General features: G+C 60.3%; 28 protein-coding genes, 1 other RNA gene and 1 pseudogene. 6 read left to right on the top strand and 24 right to left on the bottom strand.

Annotated elements, in window-relative coordinates; genetic code table 11:
• Nucleotides 1–204 precede the first annotated feature (204 nt).
• From NKT35_RS18500 to NKT35_RS18535, 8 genes are all read right to left on the bottom strand, one after another.
• The gene (locus NKT35_RS18500) at nt 205–351 is read right to left on the bottom strand and encodes a hypothetical protein (protein WP_254295771.1); all 147 of its coding nucleotides are present in this window, start codon (nt 349–351) and stop codon (nt 205–207) included.
• A gap of 17 nt (nt 352–368) precedes the next feature.
• Nucleotides 369–965 (bottom strand): LexA family protein, encoded by a 597-nt coding sequence (locus NKT35_RS18505; protein WP_254295773.1) that lies wholly within the window; start codon nt 963–965, stop codon nt 369–371.
• 49 nt (nt 966–1,014) lie between these two features.
• Entirely contained in the window at nt 1,015–2,640 is a 1,626-nt protein-coding gene (locus NKT35_RS18510) for an ATP-binding cassette domain-containing protein (RefSeq protein WP_254295774.1), read from the bottom strand.
• Between the two features lie 148 nt (nt 2,641–2,788).
• The gene (locus tag NKT35_RS18515) at nt 2,789–3,373 is read right to left on the bottom strand and encodes an HvfX family Cu-binding RiPP maturation protein (RefSeq protein ID WP_254295776.1); all 585 of its coding nucleotides are present in this window, start codon (nt 3,371–3,373) and stop codon (nt 2,789–2,791) included.
• A 28-nt stretch (nt 3,374–3,401) separates the two neighbouring features.
• Nucleotides 3,402–4,052: an HvfC/BufC family peptide modification chaperone gene (locus tag NKT35_RS18520; protein ID WP_254295778.1), complete on the bottom strand. Its 651-nt coding sequence runs from the start codon at nt 4,050–4,052 to the stop codon at nt 3,402–3,404.
• Between the two features lie 14 nt (nt 4,053–4,066).
• Complete coding sequence (locus tag NKT35_RS18525; protein WP_254295779.1) at nt 4,067–4,906, bottom strand: MbnB/TglH/ChrH family RiPP precursor modification enzyme; 840 nt, start codon at nt 4,904–4,906, stop codon at nt 4,067–4,069.
• The gene (locus NKT35_RS18530; RefSeq protein ID WP_254295781.1) at nt 4,894–5,196 is read right to left on the bottom strand and encodes a hypothetical protein; all 303 of its coding nucleotides are present in this window, start codon (nt 5,194–5,196) and stop codon (nt 4,894–4,896) included. Before NKT35_RS18530 ends, NKT35_RS18525 begins: the two co-directional genes overlap by 13 nt.
• 35 nt (nt 5,197–5,231) lie before the next feature.
• Complete coding sequence (locus NKT35_RS18535; protein WP_254295783.1) at nt 5,232–6,158, bottom strand: MBL fold metallo-hydrolase; 927 nt, start codon at nt 6,156–6,158, stop codon at nt 5,232–5,234.
• A 272-nt stretch (nt 6,159–6,430) separates the two neighbouring features.
• On the opposite strand from NKT35_RS18535, the gene NKT35_RS18540 reads away from it, so the two are divergent.
• The 4 genes and pseudogenes from NKT35_RS18540 to NKT35_RS18555 all read left to right on the top strand — a co-directional run bounded on the left by NKT35_RS18540 (nt 6,431) and on the right by NKT35_RS18555 (nt 8,139).
• Entirely contained in the window at nt 6,431–6,655 is a 225-nt protein-coding gene (locus tag NKT35_RS18540; protein WP_254295784.1) for a ParD-like family protein, read from the top strand.
• Nucleotides 6,652–7,446 (top strand): type I methionyl aminopeptidase, encoded by a 795-nt coding sequence (gene map, locus NKT35_RS18545; protein ID WP_254295787.1) that lies wholly within the window; start codon nt 6,652–6,654, stop codon nt 7,444–7,446. Before NKT35_RS18540 ends, map begins: the two co-directional genes overlap by 4 nt.
• A 2-nt stretch (nt 7,447–7,448) precedes the next feature.
• A pseudogene (locus NKT35_RS18550) lies at nt 7,449–7,568 on the top strand (HTH domain-containing protein); the annotation flags it as partial.
• A 139-nt stretch (nt 7,569–7,707) separates the two neighbouring features.
• The gene (locus NKT35_RS18555; protein ID WP_254295789.1) at nt 7,708–8,139 is read left to right on the top strand and encodes a helix-turn-helix transcriptional regulator; all 432 of its coding nucleotides are present in this window, start codon (nt 7,708–7,710) and stop codon (nt 8,137–8,139) included.
• 3 nt (nt 8,140–8,142) lie between these two features.
• On the opposite strand, the gene NKT35_RS18560 is transcribed toward NKT35_RS18555, so the two are convergent.
• From NKT35_RS18560 to NKT35_RS18600, 9 genes are all read right to left on the bottom strand, one after another.
• Nucleotides 8,143–8,490, bottom strand: coding sequence for a cupin domain-containing protein (locus NKT35_RS18560; RefSeq protein WP_254295791.1), 348 nt, complete (start codon nt 8,488–8,490; stop codon nt 8,143–8,145).
• A 201-nt stretch (nt 8,491–8,691) separates the two neighbouring features.
• Complete coding sequence (gene prpF, locus NKT35_RS18565) at nt 8,692–9,882, bottom strand: 2-methylaconitate cis-trans isomerase PrpF (RefSeq protein ID WP_254295793.1); 1,191 nt, start codon at nt 9,880–9,882, stop codon at nt 8,692–8,694.
• Between the two features lie 52 nt (nt 9,883–9,934).
• Nucleotides 9,935–10,270, bottom strand: coding sequence for an endonuclease domain-containing protein (locus NKT35_RS18570; protein ID WP_371926514.1), 336 nt, complete (start codon nt 10,268–10,270; stop codon nt 9,935–9,937).
• A gap of 124 nt (nt 10,271–10,394) precedes the next feature.
• Nucleotides 10,395–10,748 carry a Mor transcription activator family protein gene (locus tag NKT35_RS18575; RefSeq protein WP_011135713.1) on the bottom strand — a complete coding sequence of 118 codons (354 nt, stop codon included), beginning with the start codon at nt 10,746–10,748 and terminating at the stop codon, nt 10,395–10,397.
• Nucleotides 10,745–11,347, bottom strand: a complete 603-nt coding sequence (locus NKT35_RS18580; RefSeq protein WP_254295799.1) for a gp16 family protein — start codon at nt 11,345–11,347, stop codon at nt 10,745–10,747. The genes NKT35_RS18575 and NKT35_RS18580 overlap by 4 nt, the downstream gene beginning before the upstream one ends.
• Nucleotides 11,348–11,422, bottom strand: an RNA gene (locus NKT35_RS18585) — hammerhead ribozyme type II. It abuts the gene before it with no gap.
• Nucleotides 11,422–11,694: an HU family DNA-binding protein gene (locus tag NKT35_RS18590; RefSeq protein ID WP_254295801.1), complete on the bottom strand. Its 273-nt coding sequence runs from the start codon at nt 11,692–11,694 to the stop codon at nt 11,422–11,424. Before NKT35_RS18590 ends, NKT35_RS18585 begins: the two co-directional genes overlap by 1 nt.
• A gap of 55 nt (nt 11,695–11,749) precedes the next feature.
• Entirely contained in the window at nt 11,750–11,962 is a 213-nt protein-coding gene (locus NKT35_RS18595; protein WP_254295803.1) for a hypothetical protein, read from the bottom strand.
• A gap of 1 nt (nt 11,963) precedes the next feature.
• Nucleotides 11,964–12,110, bottom strand: coding sequence for a DUF3164 family protein (locus tag NKT35_RS18600; RefSeq protein ID WP_254295805.1), 147 nt, complete (start codon nt 12,108–12,110; stop codon nt 11,964–11,966).
• Between the two features lie 34 nt (nt 12,111–12,144).
• On the opposite strand from NKT35_RS18600, the gene NKT35_RS18605 reads away from it, so the two are divergent.
• Both NKT35_RS18605 and NKT35_RS18610 read left to right on the top strand, forming a co-directional pair.
• A complete protein-coding gene (locus NKT35_RS18605) occupies nt 12,145–13,371 on the top strand; it encodes an IS256 family transposase (RefSeq protein WP_254295807.1) in 1,227 nt (408 codons plus the stop codon).
• A gap of 296 nt (nt 13,372–13,667) precedes the next feature.
• Complete coding sequence (locus NKT35_RS18610; RefSeq protein WP_254293992.1) at nt 13,668–14,633, top strand: IS1595 family transposase; 966 nt, start codon at nt 13,668–13,670, stop codon at nt 14,631–14,633.
• On the opposite strand, the gene NKT35_RS18615 is transcribed toward NKT35_RS18610, so the two are convergent.
• The 7 genes from NKT35_RS18615 to NKT35_RS18645 form a co-directional block, all read right to left on the bottom strand.
• Nucleotides 14,558–15,550: a hypothetical protein gene (locus NKT35_RS18615; protein WP_254295809.1), complete on the bottom strand. Its 993-nt coding sequence runs from the start codon at nt 15,548–15,550 to the stop codon at nt 14,558–14,560. The genes NKT35_RS18610 and NKT35_RS18615 overlap by 76 nt on opposite strands.
• Nucleotides 15,551–16,241: 691 nt before the next feature.
• The gene (locus NKT35_RS18620) at nt 16,242–17,321 is read right to left on the bottom strand and encodes a ribonucleotide-diphosphate reductase subunit beta (RefSeq protein ID WP_254295811.1); all 1,080 of its coding nucleotides are present in this window, start codon (nt 17,319–17,321) and stop codon (nt 16,242–16,244) included.
• 101 nt (nt 17,322–17,422) lie between these two features.
• Nucleotides 17,423–17,635, bottom strand: a complete 213-nt coding sequence (locus NKT35_RS18625) for a hypothetical protein (protein WP_254295814.1) — start codon at nt 17,633–17,635, stop codon at nt 17,423–17,425.
• A 16-nt stretch (nt 17,636–17,651) separates the two neighbouring features.
• Complete coding sequence (locus tag NKT35_RS18630) at nt 17,652–18,038, bottom strand: hypothetical protein (protein WP_254295816.1); 387 nt, start codon at nt 18,036–18,038, stop codon at nt 17,652–17,654.
• 65 nt (nt 18,039–18,103) lie between these two features.
• A complete protein-coding gene (locus NKT35_RS18635; protein ID WP_254295818.1) occupies nt 18,104–18,514 on the bottom strand; it encodes a DUF6841 family protein in 411 nt (136 codons plus the stop codon).
• A 205-nt stretch (nt 18,515–18,719) separates the two neighbouring features.
• Entirely contained in the window at nt 18,720–21,566 is a 2,847-nt protein-coding gene (locus NKT35_RS18640; protein ID WP_254295820.1) for a ribonucleoside-diphosphate reductase subunit alpha, read from the bottom strand.
• Between the two features lie 425 nt (nt 21,567–21,991).
• Nucleotides 21,992–23,845: a hypothetical protein gene (locus NKT35_RS18645; protein ID WP_254295822.1), complete on the bottom strand. Its 1,854-nt coding sequence runs from the start codon at nt 23,843–23,845 to the stop codon at nt 21,992–21,994.
• Nucleotides 23,846–23,879 lie beyond the last annotated feature (34 nt).

Consider the following 23,879-nt stretch of genomic DNA (forward strand, 5'->3'; position numbering starts at 1 on the left):
CTTGATCGCCGTCGGAAAACCGCTGGCAAAGCTCCTGATGCTGCATTGCCCCGCACTAGCGATGCAGTCTGGACTGCCTGCGTCGACGCTCCTTGCCTCAGACGCTTCGCCGCGTTTTGTTTGCGGCTCTTTGGCGGACAGTTCGCGGCGTGGTTTCATCCGGAGAGGCGCGGTGATGGCGCTGCTCAGCCGCCATCCCGCCGCTTATACGAATTGGACAGGAACGAAGAAGGTGCGGCCGGGGCGGCTGACCAAGACTTGCGGCTGTCCTTCTATCATGGCGCAGTAGGGCCGCGGCAGGCGCTTCCAGTCGTTGAACTTCATCTTGATGCTGTCGCTTGGCTTGCCCATGCTAGTCTCCCGTATGCTTAGTCCACTTTGTGGATGACATTGGTCACCACGCCCCAGATATGGAACGACGCGTCTTCCGGCACTTCTATAGGCGAGTAGTCGGGGTTTTCCGGCAGCAGGCGCACGCTGTCCGCGTTCTTTTCCAGACGTTTCACCGTCAGTTCGCCGTTCAGCGCGGCTACCACCACTCTGCCGCTTTTAGGCTCTTTGCCGCGCTCCACCAGTAACAGGTCGCCATCATGTATGCCTGCGCCCAGCATGGAGTCGCCCTTGACCCGCACCATGAAGGTGTCGCCGGGGCGGCTCACCAGGTGAGCGTTCAGGTCGATGTCCGCTTCTTTCAGGTCATCGGCGGGAACCGGCGAGCCGGCCGGCACGCTGCTGGCGAACAGCGGCAGCGATACCTCGCTCAATTGATGCGACAAGGTGCGGAAGTCGCTTGCCTGCTCGCTGTTGGCGGTGCGCCAGCTGCGATAGTCGTCCAGCCATTGCTGGAGTATGGGCTTGAGTGGTTCCGGCACGCGCAGGGCAACGGTTTTGTCGCCGCCGAAGGCGGATTTGCGTCCGGCGCTGGCGCGCTTGCCGCCGTGCTGCTTGGCTTCGTCTGTTTTCATGATTTGATTTTGTACGGTTTCATGTTGAAATGCAAGAAAAGCCGTGCCCTCAATTTGCCTCTATCGGGAAATCCTCGCTGAGACTGGCTTTCGTCTTGTTGGATTCCAGCCACAACCAGCGATCCGGATGAAGGGCGCGCAAGAAGGCGGCATCGTGGGAGACGGCCAGCAGGGCGCCCTGATATTGCTTGAGCATGGCGATCAGCGCCTGCTTGGCGGCCTGGTCCAGATGATTGTCCGGCTCGTCCAGCAGCAATAATTGCGGCGTCGCCTCGGCGTAGAGCGCCGCGGCCAGCGCCACGCGCATTTTTTCGCCGCCGCTCAGCTCTGCGCATGGGCCTTCGGTTTGCGCGCGGCTGAGTCCCAGCTGCGCCAGCCGGGTTCTGATTTCCGACTCGCCCAGTTTGGCGTGGCTTTGCTGGAGCTTCTGGATGGGAGAGAGCGCGAGGCCGGCGTGGATGGCGTGCTGGTCCACGCAACCGAGCGCCGCCTGCAGGCGCAACTCCCCGGACAGGGCCGGCAGATGGCCGGCCAGGGTGCGCAGCAGCGTGGATTTGCCGCTGCCGTTGCCGCCTATGATGGCGATCCTTTCCGGCCCCCGCATTTGCAGCGTGATGGCGGCGCGCGTGCCGTGGCGCAGCCGCAGCTCGATCAGCTCAAGCGCGATTTTGCCGTCTGGAAGCTCGCAGCCAGGCATGCGCAGCATCGGCGCTGGTCTGGCTTGCAGGTCGGTCTGCGCGTCCAGCAGCTTTTGCTTTTGTTCGGCTTGGGTCCTTTGTTGCCGCTCCAGCAGTTTGCCCAATTGCTTTTGGCTGCGGTCTTTTTTCGCATCGGTAATGAGCTTGCTTTGATTGCCGTCGCGCGCTTCGCGGGCGCCATGGCTGGCCCGCTTGCGCTGTTTCTCCAGTTGCGATTGCTGCTCAAGGCGCAGCTGGCGGTTGGCGCGGCGTTCGGTTTCAAGGCGAGCTTGCGCCAGGCTTTGCTGCTGGACTCGCGTCTCCAGGTAGCGCGTGTAACCCGGCCCGTAGTTGCGCAGGCCCAGGCTGGACAGTTCGACGATTTCATCCGTGGCGTCGAGGATGGCCGGCTCATGGCTGATCAAGATCAGTCCGCCTGGCCAGTCGCGGATGCGCTTGGCCAGATCGCGCCGTTGCAGAATGTCCAGGTGATTGCTGGGTTCGTCGAGAATCAGCCAGTCGGCGCCGGATTGCCAGGCGCAGGCGAGGGCGACGCGTTGGCGCTCTCCGCCGCTTAGGGCGTGGCTGGGCGTGTCGGCGCGGGCGCTGGGCAGTCCGATTTCAGCCAAGAGTTGGAGCAAGCGTTGTTCGCAGTCCCAGCGGTCTTGAGCCTGGAGGTAATCCCCTTCGTCCAGCGAGCCTTGCGCTATGCGGCGCAAGGCCGCCAGTATGGCATCCACCCCGGCCAGATGGGCGATGGTCGGGTATCGGCGGCTCTCCATTTCCTGGGGCAGGCGCCAGATGCGGTTTTTGCCCAATAGTTGGCCGCCCGTCGGCGGCAGGCTCCGGGCCAGCAGGCGGCCCAGCAAGGATTTTCCGCAGCCGTTTTCGCCGACAAGGCCGATGCGGCGCGGTTGGAAAACATGATTGAGAGCGGGAAACGGCTGGCGGCCGTCCGGCAATAGGTAGGACAGGTTTTGCAGCTGCAATGCGGGCATAGGATGCTCCATGAAAGCATGGCTTGGACCCCGAAAGGGGACAGATCAAGGCCGTGCTTGGCACGGCGGCATCAATGGCGCATGTCGGCTGCTCCTGGGAGAGTGAGCAGCCATTCTAGCGAGAGCGGCGGCCTTTGGGTAGGGGCGCTCAGCGGGCGAAGCGCCGGCGCAGCCAGTAGTCCGCGCTGACATAGCGTCCGCCGCCGTAGAAGAACAACACCAGCAGCATGACGAAGTAAGTGGCGGCGAATTCCATGCCGTTGTTCAGGATCACCGGATCGCCCAGTTCGGTGATGTAGTTGTAGCGGCCGGGGAAGTTCTCGGCCAGCCATGACAGGAAGCCCGCCAGCCGCTGGCTGGATTCCATGTCCTTGCCGGCGATGGCCAGCCAGCCGCGAGGCAGGTGCACCATGGCGCTGGCCGCGCTCATCAAAACCATCATCGGAATCGCCATGACCCGGGTGAACAGACCCAGCGCGATGCAGATCAGTCCGGCCACCTCGGTGGCGGCGGCCAGGAAGGCGAACAGCATGGGGAAGGGCAGGCCGAGGCCGCCTTCGCTGGCTGGCGCGCCGAACCAGGCGGCGGCAGCGTCGAAGCCGAGCACTTTGGAGTGCGCGCCGACATAGATCACCGGCAGAAGGTAAAGCCGGATGCCCAGCAGGGCGAGGAAGTCGTAAGGTCGGCAAGCGGCGACCGCGCGGTCGAATGCGTGCATTATCTTGGCAATCATTTCAGTTACTCCTGGCTTGGCGGCCGCGTCAGGCGCGACCGCTGCTTGTGTTGATCAGGCCCGCGGCGTAGGCGTCGCTCAGCCAGCCGCGGATAGTGGCCGCGTCCAGCGCGGATTGGGCGATCAGTTCGTTTGGCATGGCGCCCTGGCTGATCTTGCCCAGCATCCAGCGATCGAGTTGCGACAGCGGCTTTTGCGCTACTTGATGCCGAGCGTCGCGGTAAATGGCGAAGGCGCCGTCCAGTCCGATCCCGCTCAGCTGAAGCTCGATGCAGATCAGCGTGGGATTGAGCGCGAGCGCAGCGCTGCCCGGCAGGGGCGAATCTGACGGCGGACGGACATCGGCGTCGTCGATCTCCGCGCGCAGCAGCACCCACTCGTATTCCAGGCATTGCCGCAGCGGCAAGGGCAGCCGCGTTTGCATGAAACACAGAAACTCGGTGGCGATGTGGTGGAAGGCCGGCGACTGCGCCCCATGCTCGGCCAGAAAGGCGTCCACCATGTCCGCGAGCTGGTCTTCGCCTGTCTGCTCGCAGAACAAGGGGAAGACTTGCGTCAGCGCCTCCTCGATATTGCCGCATACAAACTCCCGGTACAGTTCGACGGAGGGAGAAGGCGGCTTCGCGGCGCGCGTCCTCAGCTGGCGGCTGAAGCATTCGATGCGGGTTTGCCTATCCATGGCTTTTCCTTTGGCTAGCCAGCCCATGCCTGGGCGGGATGAAGGCGCCGGCCCAGCGCCACGGCTTCGCCGCATAAGTCCTGCCATGGCGGCAAGCGGTTGTCGCGCTCCAGCACTAGGGGACGAGGGCCGTGAACGGCGACGGCGTGCCGAGCCAATGCCTCCACCTTCGCGCAAACTGGCTCGCCATGGGTGTCGATCAGCATGCCGTCCTCGCGTCGCCAGTGGCCGGCGATGTGGAAGTAGCGGATGGCGGCGCTCGGCAGGGCGGCGATGAAGCGCTCGGCCTGGTAGCCGTGATTGCCGGCGTTGACGCGGACATTGTTGATGTCCAGCAGCAGCTGGCAGCCGCTTCGCTCCGCGACTGCGCGGATGAAATCCGCCTCGTCCATCTGGCCGGGATGCTGGTGGTAGTAACTGATGTTTTCCAGAATCAGCGGCCGCGCCAGCATGTCTTGCGCTTGGCGGATTTTGGCGGCGATGCGTTTCGCTTCCGCCTCGCTGCGCGGAAGCGGCAGCAGTTCGTAAAGATAGCCTTGGCTGTCGCGGGAGTAGCTGAGGTGGTCGCTGTAGAGGTCGATGCCGTAGCGGTCGAGAAAGCGCCGGGCCTGCGCGACATGCTCCCGATCCAGCGGCAATTCATCGCCTATCGACAAGCTGAGGCCGTGGGCGATCAGCGGATATTTTTCGGCGATGCGCTCCAGTTGTTCGCGTTTGCGGCCGCCGACGCCCAGCCAGTTCTCCAGCGTGATTTCCAGGAAGTCTATGCCGGGCTGCGGATCGTTGTCGGCCAGCCACTGCGCATGTTCGGCGCGCAGGCCGACGCCGACGGCCAAGGGAGCTATTGTCCGCATACCCCCTCCACGATCTTGCCGCAGCGCGGCGGCGCGGCATGCAGGCCCTGGCCGCTCTTGCCGCATTTGCCATCGCGGGCGCGCACCAACTGGTCTTGAGGATTGTGCTGGATGTTCGCTTTTTCATACATTTTCACGGTGCCGCATTTGCCGCTGGCGCATTTGCCGCCGTGGCCGCTGTCGGTTTTCACCGCTTGCGCGGGTTGGCTGGCCTCGGCTGCCGGCGCGGCTTCGGCGCTCAGGCTCAGCATCGAGGTCATGGCGATGGAAAGAATGATCTGCTTGTTCATGGCGGGGCTCCTGTGACGGGGATGGCGCGGCGATGTCAGCGCGCCGTAAAGCATGAGAGATCGCGGCCGGCGTAAACCGGGCCGGCGTAGTAGCGGCGAACGACAGCGAGGGATGCGTCTTTGACTCGCAGGCCTTTGCCCATGAAGTGGTTGAGCACCAGTTGCTTGGGTTTTGCCGCCGCGGCGATGCGGCCTACGGTGGACGGCTTGGCGTGCAGAAACGCGGAGGCCGCGTCGGCTTGCTCGTCGATGGCGAGCGGCATCACCAAGATGTCCGCATTCTTGGCGAAATCGACAAATCGCGGATTGCCGCCGTTTTGGTCGGCGGAAATCACGATGCTGCCTTCCGGCGCGTCGATGCGATAGGCCAGTGTCGGCACATCGCCATGCGGAATGCCCAAGGCGCTGATGGAGACGCCGCCATGTCGATATACCGTGCTGCGCTCGGCCTTGGCGTAATCCACTGTTTTCAGGTTGAGCTTCAGCGGGATGTCGCCTTTGCCGGAATACAGGCCAGAGAGGTAGGCGTAAGCGCCGGTTTTGGCATTGAACTGCGCATTCATGAAGCCGCTCAGGCTGGGAAAACCTGCGCCGCCGCTGGGGCCGGCGATGTCGATCTGATGCGGCGAATTGAAAAAATAGCTGCCTTTGAGCAATGCCGGCAGGTCGCTGACGTGGTCGGTATGGAAGTGGGTGAGGCCGATGAAGCGCACGTCCTCCAGCCGGGCGCCGGATTGGCCGAAGCGCAGAAACGCGCCGCCGCCGGCGTCTATCAGCGCTAGCGGTTTGCCCTTCAGCCAGATCAGCGTGGCGGAGGAGGCGCGGGCGTCGTCGGAGATGGGGCCGCCTGAGCCTAGAAATTGCACGGTGAAGGCTTTGTTTTCGCATTGGGTGGGGCTGGCTTGGGCAATGCAGGCGGCGCAGGCCAGGCTCAGCGATAGCGCGAGCGCGTGGATTTTCATGATGGGCTCCTGGGTGGGGCGGAGATGGCAGTGCGCGGGATATGATCGTAAGTTTCCTGAATTTGCCGTTTATTCGCGGTAATTCTCTGCGTTTTGTCCATCTTGCCGTGATGATGGACAAAGCTTAGCATTGGTAAAGAATTGAAATTACTTTTTAATTTAATAAAAACAATTAGTTTTTCTAATTAATTGACTGCCAAGCAAGAGGCTTGCCAAATGAGTAGTGGCGAATTAATATATGTTTTATATATTATTCGTATATTGAGAACGCCGTGGGCATCGTCAAGATTTCCGAGCAGATGCATGACAATCTGCGCGTGGCCAGCGAGGCGCTGAGCCGCTCCATCAACTCGCAAGCCGAACATTGGCTGCGCATCGGCATGTTGGCCGAACTGCATCCCGAGCTGCATTACAGCGAATTATGCCAACTCATGCTGCGCGCCAGCCGCGATGGCGACAACTTGAGCCTGGGCCAGGCGATGGAGGCGCAGCGATGAAACGACGCGTGCCGATCCATGGCGCCGAAAATCTGGCGCATGCCCGCGAGGCAGGCAAGCTGGCGGCCGAAGTGCTGGCGATGATAGGCGAGCATGTCCGCCCAGGCGTCAGCACCGAGGAGCTGGACGCGCGTTGCCGCGAGTTCATCATCAAGGAATTGAAATCCAAGCCGGCCAATATCGGTTATCACGGTTATCCCAAAACCATCTGCGCTTCGGTCAATGATGTGATCTGCCATGGCATCCCCTCGGAAAAGGAGATCCTGAAGGATGGCGACATCGTCAACATCGACGTGGCCTTGATCAAAAACGGCTGGTTCGGCGACAGCAGCCGCATGTACTACGCAGGAACGCCCAAGCCGCAGTCCAAGCGGCTGGTGGAGACCTGCTATGCGGCGATGCGCGCCGGCATTCTGGCGGTGCGTCCCGGCGCGACGCTGGGCGATGTGGGCCACGCCATCCAGAGCGTCACCGAGGCGGCGGGTTACAGCGTGGTGCGGGAATACTGCGGCCACGGCATCGGCAAGGTGTATCACGATGAGCCGGAAGTGCTGCATTACGGCCGCCAAGGACAGGGTTTGAAGCTGCGGCCCGGCATGATTTTCACCATCGAACCGATGATCAATGAGGGCGAAGCCGCCACGCGGATACTGGCGGACGGCTGGACGGTGTTGACCCGCGATGGTTCGCTGTCGGCGCAGTGGGAGCATATGGTGACGGTGACTGAAACCGGCTTTGAAGTGCTGACCGCCTGGCCCGATGGCTTGGGCGATTACCCGGCGCTAGGCTGACGATGAGCCGCTCGGAACGCTTGCTTGGCCTGCTGCAGCTGCTGCGCGGCTATCGGCTGCCGGTCACCGCCCAAACGCTGGCGGATGAGTTGCAAGTCAGCGTGCGCACCGTGTATCGCGATATCGCCAGCTTGCAGTTGCAGGGGGCGGATATCGCCGGCGAGCCGGGGCTGGGCTACCAGTTGCGCCCCGGTTTTTTGCTGCCGCCCTTGATGTTCGCCGAAGAGGAAATCGAGGCGCTGGTGTTGGGCATGCGGCTGGGTGGCGGAGCGGGCAGACCCAAAGCTGGCGCGCGCGGCGGGCAATGCCTTGGCCAAGGTGGGCGCGGTGCTGCCGCAAGACCTCAAGCGGCAGCTGGAAGACAATGCCTTGCTGGTCGGCTCGGCCGAGCGTTTCGAGGCCAGTGTGGATGTGGCCATGGTGCGGGAGGCTATCCGCGGGCAGCGCAAGTTGCAGCTGCGCTATCAGGATGAGAAAGGCGCGGCGAGCGAGCGGGTAGTATGGCCTTTCGCGCTGGGTTTTTTCGAGCGCGTCCAGGTTCTGGCGGCCTGGTGCGAGAAGCGGCAGGATTACCGCCATTTCCGCTGCGATCGCATCCAGCTGTGCGCGCCGCTGGAGGAGCGCTATCCCCGCCGCCGCCAAGCGCTGATGCGCGATTGGCGGAAGCTGCAGGGCATCGCCGAGCCTAAATAACCGTCAAGCGCCCGCCGGTTCGATGATTTCCACGCCGCCGGTCTCCGACATCGCGAGATAAGTGCTGGGCTGCAGCGCGGTGACGGAATGCACCACCTGGCGGTCGATGAACAAATGGTCGCCATGATCGAGCACATGCTCGCCTATCTTCAACTTGCCCGCTGTCACATAAACCTGTTCCCAGCCTGGATGGTGATGAGGAGGCAGGGAAGCGCCTTTTTCCAGTTTGATCAGCGCCGAGCCGCCGCCGTCGGGATTGCGCCGTAGCCAGACGAATTCCACGCCGGGGAAGGGTGTGCGGCTCCAGTGGTAGTCGTTGGAAGAGGTGAGAATGGGGGCGGTCGGGTTCATGGCTGCGTTTTCCGGTGGCAAGGGGGCTGGCATGACGCGGCGGCGGGGCGGGATGTTTCCAGGATGCGCCGATCGCACGTGAATGCCAGATGGCATTATCCCATAGCTGGCGCCAGAAATTGTCAGCAATCCGCCATTTTGGCCAGCATAAGAGCAAAAAAAGGATGCCGCGGCATCCTTTTGAGGCGGGAGCGGTTTCTATCAGAACGAATCGCCCGGCACCCGCACCCATCCCTCCATCAACACCCGCGCGCTGCGGCTCATGATGGCCCTGGTGACTGTCCATGCGCCGTTGATCTGCTTGGCCTCCGCGCCGACGCGCAGCGTGCCGGACGGGTGGCCGAAGCGCACGGCCTGGCGCTTGACGCCGCCAGCCGCCAAGTTGACCAGGGTGCCAGGCACCGCCGCCGCCGTGCCGATGGCTACGGCGGCCGTGCCCATCATGGCATGGTGCAGCTTGCCCATCGACATCGCCCGCGCCAACACGTCGATGTCGGACGCCTTCACCGGCTTGCCGCTTGAGGCGGTGTAGTCGGCCGGCGGTGCGACGAAGGCGATCTTGGGCGTGTGCTGGCGGCTGGCGATCTCGTCCAGGTTCTTGATCAGCCCCATTTTCAGCGCGCCGTGGGCGCGGATGGTTTCGAAGCGCGCCAGTGCGGCCGGGTCGGCGTTGATGGCGTCCTGCAATTCCGCGCCGGTGTAGCCGATGTCGGCGGCGTTGACGAAGATGGTGGGGATGCCGGCGTTGATCAGCGTGGCCGGGAAGCTGCCGACGCCCGGCACTTCCAGCGTGTCCACCAGCTTGCCGGTGGGGAACATCGCGCCGCCGTCGCCGTCTCCCTCATCGGCCGGGTCGAGGAATTCCAGCTGCACCTCGGCGGCCGGGAACGTGACGCCGTCCAGTTCGAAATCGCCGGTTTCCTGCACCTGGCCGCGGGTGATGGGCACGTGGGCGATGATGGTCTTGGCTATATTGGCCTGCCAGATGCGCACGGTGCAGATGCCATGGTCCGGGATGCGCGCCGGATCAATCAGACCATTGGCGATGGCGAAGGGTCCGACGGCGGCGGACAGATTGCCGCAGTTGCCGGTCCAATCGACGAAGGCCTTGTCGATGGCGACCTGGCCGAACAGGTAGTCCACGTCATGGCCCGGCCGCGCGGATTTGGACACGATGACGGTCTTGCTGGTGCTGGAAGTGGCGCCGCCCATGCCGTCTATCTGCTTGCCGTACGGGTCCGGACTGCCGATGACGCGCAGCAGCAGCGCGTCGCGGGCCGCGCCGGGCTGGCGAGCGGTTTCGGGCAGATCCTGCAGCCGGAAGAACACGCCTTTGCTGGTGCCGCCGCGCATATAGGTGGCGGGAATCTTGATTTGTGCCGCGTGAGTCATGTGTTTGCTTTCCTGTATATGCCGCAGGCCTGAAGCGGGTTTGTCTCGACGTTTATTTTGCCAGGGCGCTTAGCATTTGCCATATCGTTTCAAAGACGGCGCCTGGGTTTTGCAGAATGTCGTGGTTCCAGAAACGCATGATGGTGAAGCCTTGTTTTCGCAGCCAGGCATCGCGCATCGCGTCTTTGGGGCTTGCGTCATGTTGGTCGCCGTCCGCTTCTATGATCAGCCGCGCGCCGAAGTGGACGAAATCGACGATGTAAGGGCCGATAGGCTGCTGGCGACGGAATTTCTCGCCGTTCAATCGGTGAGCCCGTAGCTGTTTCCATAGCAAGCGCTCCGCGTCGGTCATGTTTTGGCGCAGAGCTTTGGTGAGGGGGGGAGAGATAAACCCACCATGTAGTCACGTGATAATCGGGAACAGCTGGGATGATACGGGAAGATGGTGGACGGCTGTCTGAAAATCTATTTCACGTATTGCAAAGGGTGGTGAGCCGGTCGGCCCACCACTTTCAGCTGAACATGTCGCCCTGGCGGCTTTCCATTTCCTCGCGCCGGACGGCCTTCACAATCTTGTAAATCCACTGCAGGCTGACACCATACTTGCGCGCCAGGTCGCCATGGTTGTCTCCGGTAAATTCCTCGAATATCTTCCTGTCCCGCTTCGATAACCTGACCGACAGTCCCATCGGAAAGTAGATGTTCTGGCCGCCCCAGTGCGCCGCCATCCGGTTGGCGATCTCGCTGCCCAGCTGCTCACCGATTTCCCGTTCAATGCTGGCCAGCTCTTGCAAAGCCTCGGCGATGTGGTCGGCCAGATCGGACAGCAGCTCCGGGCCTTTGCTGCGGGTATGGATGGGCTTCATGCTTCCTCCTTGGCCTTAAGGGTGGTGGTCAGACCTTCCCAAACGCTCAACATCGGGTCAAACGTTTTGCGAGTCATAGCCGTATTCAGCAGCTGATTCAGTTGATTGCACTGCGCCGCAGTCAGCGGCAGCTGTTGTACCTCGGCCGCCAGCTTCTGCACCAGATCGGGCAGCGAACGCATCGCCCACTTCTTCAGCGATTCGATCACCTGTTCCAGCTGATCGCCGGCCAGCCACTGCATGGCGTCCCGCCCGGTAATCCGCTTCACATATGCAGCCAGGGCGCTCTCGGCCGGGTTCTTGACCACGCCGATCTGATGCAGAAACAGCCACAGCGCACGTATCTTCTTGTGCTGCTCGTCCTGGGCCAGCGAGCGCGCCTGAGTGGCTGGCTGCGCTTTGGAACGTACCTTGAATCCGCTGCGCTTCAAGTATTCCAACACCTGGTTGAGCTCTGGAACGGTCAGGTCAGCCGCGGATGCCTTCTTTCCAATCCGCTGGAGAATGGCGCGGTAGCTGTCGTCTTCCAGGGCCAGCTCGCGCTTGGCTACGTGGATCAGGCGGATCAGTCGCTGTCGGTCTTGGGTCTTTGCGTTCATCGTTGGCTGCTCATCAGTACCCGGCAACCACGCCGGGCAGACCGCGCACATATTTCTATGCGCACGGTTTCGCTTTATGCGGCGGCGTCCTTCAGCGCCTTGGCCGCTGAGAACTTAGGCGCGCGCTTGGCGGCGATCCGGATGGTCTCGCCGGTTTTCGGATTACGGCCAGTCTTAGCCGCGCGTTGGGTGGTCCCAAACTTGCCAAGGTCAGAGATTGCCAGCTCGCCTCCCGCTCGCACGGTATCCAGCACCGCGGTTGTCAGCGCGTTGAGAACGGCTTCGGCTTGTTTGTTGGTGACATCCGCGTGGGCGGCCAGGTGTTTGATCAGGTCTTGCTTGGTCATGGTTTGCTCCTTGCTGGTGAACGAAATTGTCAAAACAGCGTAGTGTTTAATCCACTTACACATCGTTTGCGGTTTCTTTGGCCTCCCGCAACAGCTGGGCGATTGGCTGCGCATGTATTCCCGCAATCAGGGCCATCACGACTGAGCGACCATCTGCCAGCTCCATTTCCACGATGTCGAATTGGTTTTCTACAGTGGCCTCAGTCTCTTCAAACAGCTCTCGCAGCGTGGTTTTGCTCCACTCAAACGGGTTGATCAGCTTGCCCATCTCACACCCCCGCCAAATCCAGCCGAACCGCTTCGAACTTGCCGGTGCCTTCACTACGTCGTTCAATGCGGACATAAGCCTTGGAGCACTGAACCCGAATCGACTCAGTCAAAGCCGGGCGTGTACTGAATTTTGTGTAAACGGACATTTGGCAGGAAACTGCCACCTAGTCTGGAGACACAATGAGCTCAAAGAAACACGACGTACCTGACACACTACTGGACAGCTTGCTGGCCGACTATCAGAAGCCCGAAGACCTCATCGGTGAGAACGGCCTACTCAAGCAACTGACCAAGCTGCTGGTCGAGAAAGCACTGGATGCTGAGATGGCCGCACACCTCGGCCATAGCAAACACGAGCCGGTGCTCAATCCAGCCGGCAACACCCGGAACGGCAAGAGCCGCAAGACCCTCAAGGGCGAGTTCGGCGAATTGCCTATCGAAGTGCCACGAGACCGCCAGGGTACCTTCGAGCCGCAACTCATTCCCAAGCACCAGACCCGCTGGACCGGCTTCGACGACAAAGTCATCTCGCTTTACGCCCGTGGTATGACTGTTCGGGAAATCCAGGCCCATCTGGAAGAGATGTACGGCACCGAGGTCTCGCCCAGCCTGATCTCCTCCATCACCGATTCCGTCACAGAAGAGGTCAAGGCGTGGCAGGCTCGCCCCCTGGACTCGCTCTATCCGATCATCTACCTCGACTGCATCCACGTGAAAGTACGTGAGGGAGCTGTACGTGTGAAAGCCGTCTATCTCGCCATCGGTATTACCCTGGCTGGAGAGAAGGAGGTTCTGGGGATGTGGCTGGCTCAGACGGAAGGAGCCAAGTTTTGGCTTCAGGTCGTGACCGAGCTGCGTAACCGGGGCGTACAGGACATCTTTATCGCCTGCGTCGATGGTCTGAAGGGTTTCCCGGAAGCGATCGAGGCGGTCTTCCCGAAAGCAGCGGTGCAGTTGTGCATCGTGCACATGGTGCGACACAGCCTGAACTACGTGTCGTGGAAGCGGCGTGCTGAAGTAGCCGCCGACCTGAAGCGAATCTACCAATCGGCCACCCTCGACGAAGCTGAGCAGCGGCTAGGTGAGTTTGAGGCCAAGTGGGATGACGAGTATTTGCCAATTGGTCAGTTCTGGCGGCGCAACTGGGCTCGGTTGACGCCATTCTTCGACTACCCGCCGGAGATCAGGAAAGTGATCTACACCACTAATGCCATCGAGTCGGTGAATATGAGTCTGCGAAAGCTGACCAAGAATCGGGGCTCGTTCCCGAGTGATGAGGCATTGCTGAAACTGTTCTATCTGGCGCTAAGGAACATCAGTCAGAAGTGGACCATGCCGATTCGGGATTGGAAGGCAGCGCTGACTCGCTTTACCATTCAGTTCGAGGAACGCATTCCACAGGCGTAACCCAAACCCCGTTTACACAAAAATTCGGACACGCCCGGCAATGCAAAGAATCACCATCCGCACCAAATATTTTTATTCTGGAATATCAAATTCTTCGTGGGCCAGCCTTATTGCTTTTGGTCCAACCCCCTTAATGCTGCTGAGACTGGCTATGTTAAGTTTTCCTTGTCTAACTCTCGCTTTAAATATTTCCTTCGCGATGGCGCGACTAACATCCAATTGAGCTTCAATTTGGCTATGTCCCAATTCCGTGTTGGGAGCTATGCTGAATACAGTAGCAGACCGGGAGTCGCGCCATGGATGCCCAGAGTTTTCAGCGTTTTCTTGCCCAACTGGATCAGCTCACGCTCAAACAGAGGAGCTTGCTGTCTTCTGCGCTTAAACATCCCACTCACCATGACGCCATTCAGGACGCCTTGCCTGACCTGACGGCTTGCCCACACTGCCAGGCCGAGGCCAACCAGTTGGCGTTATGGGGCTGGAGCCGAGGCCTGCGGCGTTATCGCTGCAAACAGTGCCACCGGACCTGCAATGCCTTGTCGGGCAGTCCATTAGCCAAATTGCGCAAGGCCGATCGCTGGCTGAGCTACGCCCAAGCACTGCAGGATGGCTTGACCGTGCGAGCAGCCGCTCGTGCATGCGGCATCAGCAAGAACACGGCTTTCCTATGGCGGCATCGCTTCTTGCATCGCGCATCAGACCATCTGGCGGCGCAAGCCCGAGGCATCGTCGAAGTAGATGAAACCTTCATTCTGGAATCATTCAAAGGGCAGCGGTGCCTCCCCCGCGCGCCGCGCCAGCGGGGTGGCGTCAGCCAAACACGGGGAACCGGGCCGGATCAGATTCCCATCATGGTGGTGCAGGACCGAGAGGGACATATAGCGGACTTCAAGTTGAAGAAGCTCAATGGCGCTCATGTGGAAGCGGCTTTAGCCCCGTTGGTGGATAGCGACGCCATCCTGTGTTCGGACGGCGCAGCGGTGTACTCGACCTTTGCCAGGCAGCATGGCATTACCCATCGAGTCGTGCATGCCAAGACGGGACAGCGGGTACGCGAGGGGGCGTTCCATATCCAGCATGTGAATGCCTACCATAGCCGCTTGAAGCTTTGGATGGCTCGATTCCACGGGGTTGCCACCAAATACCTTGAAAACTATCTGGGGTGGCGACGGATGCTGGAGCGCTATCAGCAAACCATGCAGCCTTGCCACTGCTTGCAGGAGGCAGTGGGTCGTCCCTTGCAACACATTATTGGGACATAGCCTTCAATTTCGTCTAACGTTGCCTCATTAATGCTTTTTTTTACGCTGCTCGGAGGGGGTTCTGTTGCGCACTCTAAAATATCGGCAACGATAAGATAGGTGTGAAACACTGCTTTTGTTGCTTCAATTTGACTTACTTCTGCATGCACTCCCTTGTTTGAGATTTTATTCACCTTTTCAAGCCAGGAACCAAGGAAGTCAATGTGAGTTTTAGCCAATTCTTTGTTGGAGTTCGATGCGATGGATTTATCCATGAAGGCCCAGAGGCGATTTACGTAGTTTGTTGGGCCAAGAGCACGGCCATTTTGCTTCTGATCACTAGGAGGGTAAAGTGTGTCAGCAAGTCCTTCGATTAGTCGACGGCATGTTGTTAGCGCTTGAGACCATTCTTCACTCTTGGTTGATGCAACAGCCTTAAATGCGAGCATTAGTTGCTCAGCGAGCTCCGGGTTTAAATCCAATAACTTATCGTCTGCTGCTGTTTTTAGTGTGTCAAAGCAGTTCTGTACTGTGCCTGAAAATTTGAGTTGGTTGAATATTTCCGATGCCTGGGAATGGGCTTTTCTTTTAACATAATTGATGTGGTTGCTTAATTGGCTTTTGTAATGTGTTCCATCATTGCCTTTGCGAAGGCGTATAAGGTCGGCGTATCGCTCCTCAACAAAGCCAATGCTCACATATCCGCCACCTCCTGTTGAGGCTTTGATGTTCAGCTCTTCATTGGAATAATGAAATTTTTCATTGAGCTTTAATTCATTCAACTTCTTTATTAATTGATCTGTTTTTTCTTTCGCAGATTTTGACTCATGGTCCACTGATGTATCCACGAGGTGATTAATTAGTGCTTGCAATGTACGCGTGTACTTCTGGTCACCTAATTGAATTGCACACCAGGCAGCTACGTCCAAACGCTCCATTATTCCAGCTGCACGTGCTAGCTTTTGAATGCCTGATAAAACTGAGCCTTTCTGGGACTCTAGTTCTTGCAGACAATCTTCGATTAGGCGTAGGGCTTCTTGTTTATGAGGCATATGCTTAAGATATATAATAGTGTTTATACGGTCATTGGTGTCCGTATATCAATTGATCTTGATCATCTGAATGATCACTCCCAACGCTATGTTTCATAAGCGCCTTGTCATAACTGTGTCCGTATTGCAACCCCTAATCTACAGGGCGGTTTGACTGAGCTTACCAGCTGCCCGTTGAATTCAATTATCAAGGGAGAAGCTGATGACTTCGATCCAAACCAAGGGCCACTTCGAACGTCAAAGCAGCCACTTCCCAGTTATGACGGCAAATGACAGCTCAGGGACGAGGGCTGCCACTCTTCTGTCGGTGGCTGAAGGGCCACTTCGGCCGATAAGTCGAAGCCGGGGTTCTTCTCAACACATAACCTTATGAACCGCCACCCCTTCGGGATACGACAAAGGCCCTGCAACTACAGGGCCTTTGCTTCTCGCAAAGCAAGATTTCAAGCGTTGGTTACAGGATTTCAGGCTTTCTGATTTCCGACATTATTGGCAACGCGATGAAAAATTATGCGTCGTCGGATGAAAAATTATGCGTCGTAAATGAAAAATTATCTGTCGCCCGACGCATGTCAAATCAATCCCAGCTCAACGCCCCGCCAGTCTGATATTCCGTAACCCGCGTCTCAAAGAAGTTCTTCTCCTTCTTCAAGTCGATCATCTCGCTCATCCACGGGAAGGGGTTGTTCACGCCCGGGAACAGTTGATCCAGGCCGATCTGCTGCATGCGGCGGTTGGCGATGAAGCGCAGGTATTCCTTGAACATGCTGGCGTTCAGGCCCAGCACGCCGCGCGGCATGGTGTCTTCGGCGTAGGCGTATTCCAGCTCCACCGCTTGCTTGAACAGCTCAACGATCTCGGCCTTGAAGCTGTCGGTCCACAGCAGCGGGTTTTCCAGTTTGATGGTGTTGATCAGGTCGATGCCGAAGTTGCAGTGCATGGACTCGTCGCGCAGGATGTACTGGTACTGTTCAGCCGCGCCGGTCATCTTGTTCTGGCGGCCCAGCGCCAGGATCTGCACGAAGCCAACGTAGAAGAACAGGCCTTCCATGATGCAGGCGAACACGATCAGCGACTTCAGCAGCTTCTGGTCGTTTTCCACGGTGCCGGTCTTGAATTCCGGGTTGCACAGCACGTCGATGAACGGGATCAGGAATTCGTCCTTGTCGCGGATGGACTTGATCTCGTGATAGGCGTTGAACACTTCGCCTTCGTTCAGGCCCAGGCTTTCCACGATGTATTGGTAGGCGTGGGTGTGGATGGCTTCGTCAAAGGCTTGGCGCAGCAGGAACTGGCGGCATTCCGGGCTGGTGATCTGGCGATAGGTGCCCAGCACGATGTTGTTGGCGGCCAGCGAGTCGGCGGTGACGAAGAAGCCCAGGTTGCGCTTGACGATGCGCATTTCGTCTTCGGTCAACTGGCCGGTTTTCCACTGTTCGATATCGCGCTGCATGTTCACTTCCTGCGGCATCCAGTGGTTGGCGCACTGCGCCAGGTACTTTTCCCAAGCCCACTTGTGCTTGAACGGTACCAGCTGGTTGACGTCGGTCGTGCCGTTGATCACCTTCTTGTCCACCACGTTGACGCGGCCGGTGCCATGGACGTCCATGGAGTTGGCGGCGGACGAGGTGTCGACGGTGTCTTCGAAATTCAACATGGGTGCTCCTGATTGTTTTTGCTTGCCGCGCTGGAGCGCGGTTGGGGTTTCAATGGCGGCGATGCCGGCTGCGCAAGGGCAGGGCGGGCATCGGCCGCTGTTTATGCGGTTTTGACGATGACGCGGCGACGCTGGGCGGCGCTGGCGCCGGGTTGCAGCGCGGTCACGGCCACGGTGCGCACTTCGCCCTCCGCCGGCGGCGGGCCTTCCGGCTGCGGGGCGGAGGTAATCAGCGCATGAGCGCCACTGCTGGCGACGACGGCGCGGCGGCCGGACGCGGACTTGCGCAAGTAGTAGTACGCTGCGGTGCTCATGGGCTCTCCCGTGGTTTCAGAATCGCAGTTGCTGCGCCAGCTGGCGGATGATGACCCGCTCTTGCGCCTCTTCCTGCTCCAGCTGCCGGCCGCGTTTGCCGCGCAGCGTTTGCAGCTGGCGGTATTGGCGGTTGGCGGCGGCGATGTCGTGCTTCAGGTTTTCGATTTCCTGCTGCAATTCTTCCGGCTGGCAATACACCACCAGACAGTCGCCTTCTACCCAGGCTCTGCGCCATGGCTGGGCGCGGGCTTCGCGGCGCGATTCGGCGAAGTAGTCTTTCCATTCGCTGGCCGGCGGGCAGCTCAGCTGCAGATACATGTCGAACAGCAGGAACTGCTTGTCCGGGTTGTGCGATTTGTCTTCGCAAAAGCCGATGATTCCGATGTTTTCGAATGTCTGCATCTGTCCTCCCAGTGTTGCCTTGACTGTGGGGCGGATGCCGCCGCCCCTGGCGGTTCGCGACCGATTCAGGCTTGCGCCGCAACCGGGATCAGCGTTTGCTGCTCCGGCGCCGTGTCGTATTGCACGATGCCGTAAATCTTCCAATGGCCTTGCACCTGTTTCAGGTGGTAGCCGGTGTGGTAGCGCCAGTCGGGCGCGTTGTCGCGCTTGACGGTCCAGGCCACCACGGCGCTGGCGGCGCCTGCGCCCATCGGCTGCACGCTTTCCAGTACATGGCTGGCGTTCTGAAACCCTTGGCCGCGATACCAGGCCAGCAAGGCCTCGGTGGTATCGACCAGTGAATCCATATCGGTCCAGCAGGCGAGGTCGCCGTGATGGATGGCGGTGAAGGGCACGGTGAAGTGCGCGGTCACGCCGGGGCAGTCCAGTTGCGAGTAGCTGTCGCGGTAGTGCTTGAAAAAGGCTTCCAGGCTCATCGTCGCTCTCTTGGCTTGTTGGGGCTGCCGTGAAAACTTCCCGTTCGGGCGGTTTGCCAGATATCTGGCGGAACGCCCCTGCGGTTGGTTTGGGCTCATCCTGAAACCGCCTGGATCCAAGCGGCTTGGGGATGGGGAGGCTTGCGCCTCCCGCTGGCCCGTGCGATGGCGGAACGCCCCAAGGGAGCCTCCGCCCTGCGAGTCCTTATTGGCAGGATTCGCAATCCGGGTTGTCGATGCTGCAGAACTTGGCGTCGGTGGCCGGGGTGTTGTCCACGGCGGCCGGCGCGGCTTGCTGCACCTGGTTGGATACGGCGTTCAGCTCGCCGCCGCGGCCGGTGGACTTCTCGGCGCTGGTGGCGGCCAGGGTGCGCAGGTAGTAGGTGGTCTTCAGGCCCTTCACCCAGGCGTGCTTGTACAGATCGTCCAGTTTCTTGCCGGAAGCGCCAGCCATGTACAGGTTCAGCGACTGCGCCTGGTCCAGCCACTTCTGGCGGCGGGAGGCGGCTTCCACCAGCCAGCGCGGGTCCACTTCGAAAGCGGTGGCGTAGATGGCTTTCAGTTCGGCCGGGATGCGGTCGATCTGGCCCAGGCTGCCGTCGAAGTATTTCAGGTCGGCAACCATCACTTCATCCCACAGGCCGGCGGCCTTCAGGTCGCGCACCAGGTACTCGTTGGTGACGGTGAATTCGCCGGACAGGTTGGACTTCACAAACAGGTTCTGGTAGGTCGGCTCGATGGATGCGGACACGCCGATGATGTTGGCGATGGTCGCAGTCGGGGCGATGGCCAGGCAGTTGCTGTTGCGCATGCCGAACTGTTTGACGCGCTCGCGCAGCTTGTTCCAGTCCATGCGCTCGGTGCGGTCCACTTCCAGGTAGCCGCCGCGCTCGGCCGCCAGCAGGTTGATGCTGTCGTGCGGCAGGATGCTGCGATCCCACAGGCTGCCCTTGTAGGACGGGTAGCGGCCGCGCTCTTCGGCCAGCTCGGTGGAAGCCAGGTAGGCGTAGTAAGCCACCACTTCCATCGATTCGTCGGCAAACTCCACCGCGGCTTCCGATGCGTACGGCACGCGCTTGATGTGCAGGCAGTCCTGGAAGCCCATGATGCCCATGCCCACCGGACGATGCTTCAAGTTGGCGTTGCGCGCCTTCTGCACCGGGTAGAAGTTGATGTCGATCACGTTGTCCAGCATGCGCAGGGCGATGCGGACGGTGTTCTGCAGTTTTTCCTGGTTCAGGCTGCCATCGGCCAGCAAGTGCTTGGCCAGGTTGACGGAGCCCAGGTTGCAGACGGCGATTTCGTCGTCATTGGTGTTCAGCGTGATTTCGGTGCACAGGTTGGAGCTGTGAACCACGCCCATGTGCTGCTGCGGGCTGCGGATGTTGCACGGGTCCTTGAAGGTGATCCAGGGATGGCCGGTTTCAAACAGCATGGTCAGCATCTTGCGCCACAGGCTCAGGGCCGGGATGCGCTTGTATACCTTCAGCTCGCCGCGCGCGCCCTTGGCTTCGTAAGCGGTGTAGGCTTTTTCGAAGGCTTGGCCGTAAATATCGTGCAGATCCGGCGTCTCGGACGGGGAGAACAGGCTCCACTCGCCGCCTTCCATCACGCGCTTCATGAACAGGTCCGGAATCCAGTTGGCGGTGTTCATGTCGTGGGTGCGGCGGCGGTCGTCGCCGGTGTTCTTGCGCAGCTCGAGGAATTCCTCGATGTCGGCGTGCCAGGTTTCCAGGTAGGCGCAGACGGCGCCCTTGCGCTTGCCGCCCTGGTTCACCGCCACGGCGGTGTCGTTGACCACTTTCAGGAACGGCACCACGCCTTGCGATTTGCCGTTGGTGCCCTTGATGTGCGAGCCCATGGCGCGAACCGGGGTCCAGTCATTGCCCAGGCCGCCGGCGAACTTGGACAGCAGGGCGTTTTCCTTGATGCCTTCGTAGATGCCGTCCAGGTCATCGGCGATGGTGGTCAGGTAGCAGCTGGACAGCTGGCTGCGGCGGGTGCCGGAGTTGAACAGCGTCGGAGTGGACGACATGAAGTCGAAGCTGGACAGCACGTTGTAGAACTCGATGGCGCGCTCTTCGCGGCGCACTTCGTTCAGCGCCAGGCCCATGGCGACGCGCATGTAGAAAGCCTGCGGCATTTCGATGCGGGTGCCGTCCACGTGCAGGAAGTAGCGATCGTACAGGGTTTGCAGGCCCAGGTAGCCGAATTGCAGGTCGCGGTCGGCGTTCAGCGCGGCGCCCAGCTTTTTCAGGTCGAACTCGGCCAGCTTTTCGTCCAGCAGTTCGGCGGCGATGCCCTTCTTGATGTAATCGACGAAGTATGGGCCGTACTGATTGGCCATTTCGTCCTGCGGCACGGCTTCGCCCAGGATTTCCAGGCGGATGTTGCCCAGCAGCAGGCGCGCGGTCACGTAATCGTAGGCCGGGTCTTGCTCGATCATGGAGCGGGCGGCCAGGATGGCGGACTTGCCCACTTCTTCTTCGGACACGCCGTCGTAGATGTTCTTCAGGGTTTCGGCCAGGATGGCGTCCACATCGATATTGGCCAGGTTCTTGCTGGCGGCTTCGATGCTGGCGCGCAGGCGGGCCACGTCCAGCGGCAGCTTGCGGCCGTCGTGGCGCACCACGTTGATCTGCACGCTGGCCAGCGCTTCGCCGCGGGCGGCGCGCTCTTGCGAGCGTTGTTCGCGGTACAGCACGTAGGCGCGGGCCACGTCGTGCTCGCCGAAGCGCATCAGCGACAGTTCCACCTGGTCCTGGATGTCTTCGATATGGATGGCGCCGCCTTCCGGCTTGCGGCGCATCAGCGCATTGACCACTTGCTCCGTCAGCTGGGCGACTTTGTCGCGCAGGCTGGCCGAGTTGGCGCCTTGCTGCCCCATGACGGCCAGGAAGGCCTTGGTCATGGCGATGGAGATTTTGACGGGCTCGAACGCCACCACCGCGCCGTTGCGGCGGATGGTCTTGTACAGGCTGAAGTCGGCTTGCGGCGCGGCGGCTCGGCCGAGTTCTGCGGCGGTTTGGCCTTCAAAAGTGGTCAATTGCATGAATCCCTCGATAAAGAGAAGTTAAAGCCCGGCGGCACGCTTTCTGGTGCGCGCGTCCGCTTGTGGACAATTCTGTTGAAAAGCTGTGTGCGGGCTGTGGGTAAACACAATATATACCGTCAGCACCGCTAAATCTGCCCAAATTCTAGTGGTGAGGGTGACGCAGTTCAAGTCTTGACTTTGAGTGGAAAGATGGAAAGCCGCGTGGTTGCTGGCTCTAGGACAAGGAATTTTTTTTGGATGGGTTTTCGCGTTTGATGTCGCTGTCAGAAAAATGCCTGTCGAAACAATGAGACTAGCAGAGGGTGCTGAAAACTTAAGCAGACCTATATGTTGTGTATTTGCACTGTTGCCCATTCGCTACGCCGCCGGGCTCAAAAAAACGCCGCCCGGACGCCTAAGCATCCGGGCGGAGGGGAGGGCGCTTACTGGCAGTTGCCTACGCCGGTCGTGCAACTGATGTAATTGCTTTCATACCCCACATTCTGCCGGTCGCGCCCATAGAGCGCGATCTGTTTGTAGTCGCTGACGGCCAGGCTGAGGCTGCCCAGGTTGAAGCTGCTGCTGCCGGCGCTGCCCAGCTTGCCGCTCAAATCCAACTGCACGGGGTTGCTGCAGCTGGCATCGGCGCAGAAAGAGGCGTCATGAGGCACGATGGCGTTGCTGCCGGTCCAGGCGAAGGCAAGATTGGCGCCCAGCGTGCTGGCGTAATTGGCGAGCGCGCTCTGGCTGCTTGCATCCAGCGTCAGCCAGGGCAGGCCGGCCAATTGGGCAGACTTGGGCGGGACCCCGTCTATACGCTGCACCACGCTGGCCAGCAAGCTGGTTGCCGCTTGGTCAGAGTACAAGTCTATCCGGACCTGCCGTCCGCGCCGATAGAAGGCGTCAATCATGGCGTCGCCATTGGCCAGGCTGGCGTTGTTGAAACTGTCCAGAGAAAGCCAGGTGGCGCCGCAGCTGGAGCCATTGATGGTAAGCCTGGGCTGAGAAGTGCAGCCGACATTGCTGAGCGCGACGATAGGCTGGGTATCCCAACCGGTATTGGCGGCATTGCGCTGATACACCCGCGCGGCTTGCACCGCATTGCTGACGCCATTGGCGCTGCTGCTGATGTCGAAGGAGATGGCGCGGGTGTAGGCGGGCTGCGGGCTGCTGGCATTGACGCGCAAATTGCGCTGCACCGAGGCGTTGACATGGATTTCATACGGCGTGCGGTTGCCCAGCAGCAGCCAGTTGCCGCTGCCATTGCGCAGCACGATGGTCAGCTCCGCGCCTTCTTGAACATTGCCGCCATTCAAGATATCGAAGCCTACCGTGCAGAATTTGTCGCTGCCGGAGAAGTCGCAATCGCGCAAAACGGGGTCGGCCACCGTCCCGCCCAGCAAACTGCTTTGCGACATGGCGTTGCAGATGGTGCTGGCCGCATTGGCCGCCGTCATGGCCTGGTTGTTGATGCTGAGACTGAACGCAGCATCCAGAATATTGGCCGAACTGAATGCGCTGGTGCAGGCGGATACGGTGCTGCTGGAGACGGCGGCATTCAGCGCCCTGAATATCTGGCTGATGCCGGTCAAATCCACTGCCAATCCATTCAGCAAAGTACTGTCGGCCAGTCCGCCGGCTTGACTCCCGCCGGTATCGATATAGAAATTTCCCGCGCCGACCAGCCCCTCCAGCTGCACAAAGCTGGCGCTGCCATTTTGCCCGGTGCTGACGCGTATGGTGTCCAGCAGCTTGTCCATGCCGGTGCGGTTGGCCGCGAAACTGGCCGTGGTGAAGTCCTGCGTGGCGCTCAAGCCCAGGGCAGACAACACCGAAGACAAGGCCGACTGCAATGACTGCTGGCTACTGGCGATGCTGCTGGACGCGGGGGCCGAGCCGCTCATCATGGAGGCGGGGTCGTTGCCTAGCGCCAGGGTGAGGGTGGCGGTGGTCAGCGGCGTGACATTGGCCGTTCCCGCCGCCTGCGCCACCGCATAGTGGCACACCTGAATGGCGTTGACCGTACCGCAGGCCTGCAAGCGGTAGGGCGCGGTCAGGCTGCCGATATTCAGATTGCTGTAGCTGCCGTCGCTGTTGATGCCGGTGGAGACGGACTGCCCGTTGGCGCCCAGCACCGTCAAGGTAGCGTTCTGCATCGGCGCGCCCACTGCCACCGTGCCGGACAAGGCGCTGCCTGAACTGCTGCTGGAGCCGGCGGCCGAACCTGAACCGCCTCCTCCGCACGCCGCCACAAGCAGGCAACAGCTGAGCACGGCGGACAAAGTGAATATTTTCATTGCTTCCTCCCTCGCGTGCGGCGCATGCGCGCCG

Source organism: Chromobacterium sp. IIBBL 290-4, from assembly GCF_024207115.1.
Taxonomy (GTDB): Bacteria; Pseudomonadota; Gammaproteobacteria; order Burkholderiales; family Chromobacteriaceae; genus Chromobacterium.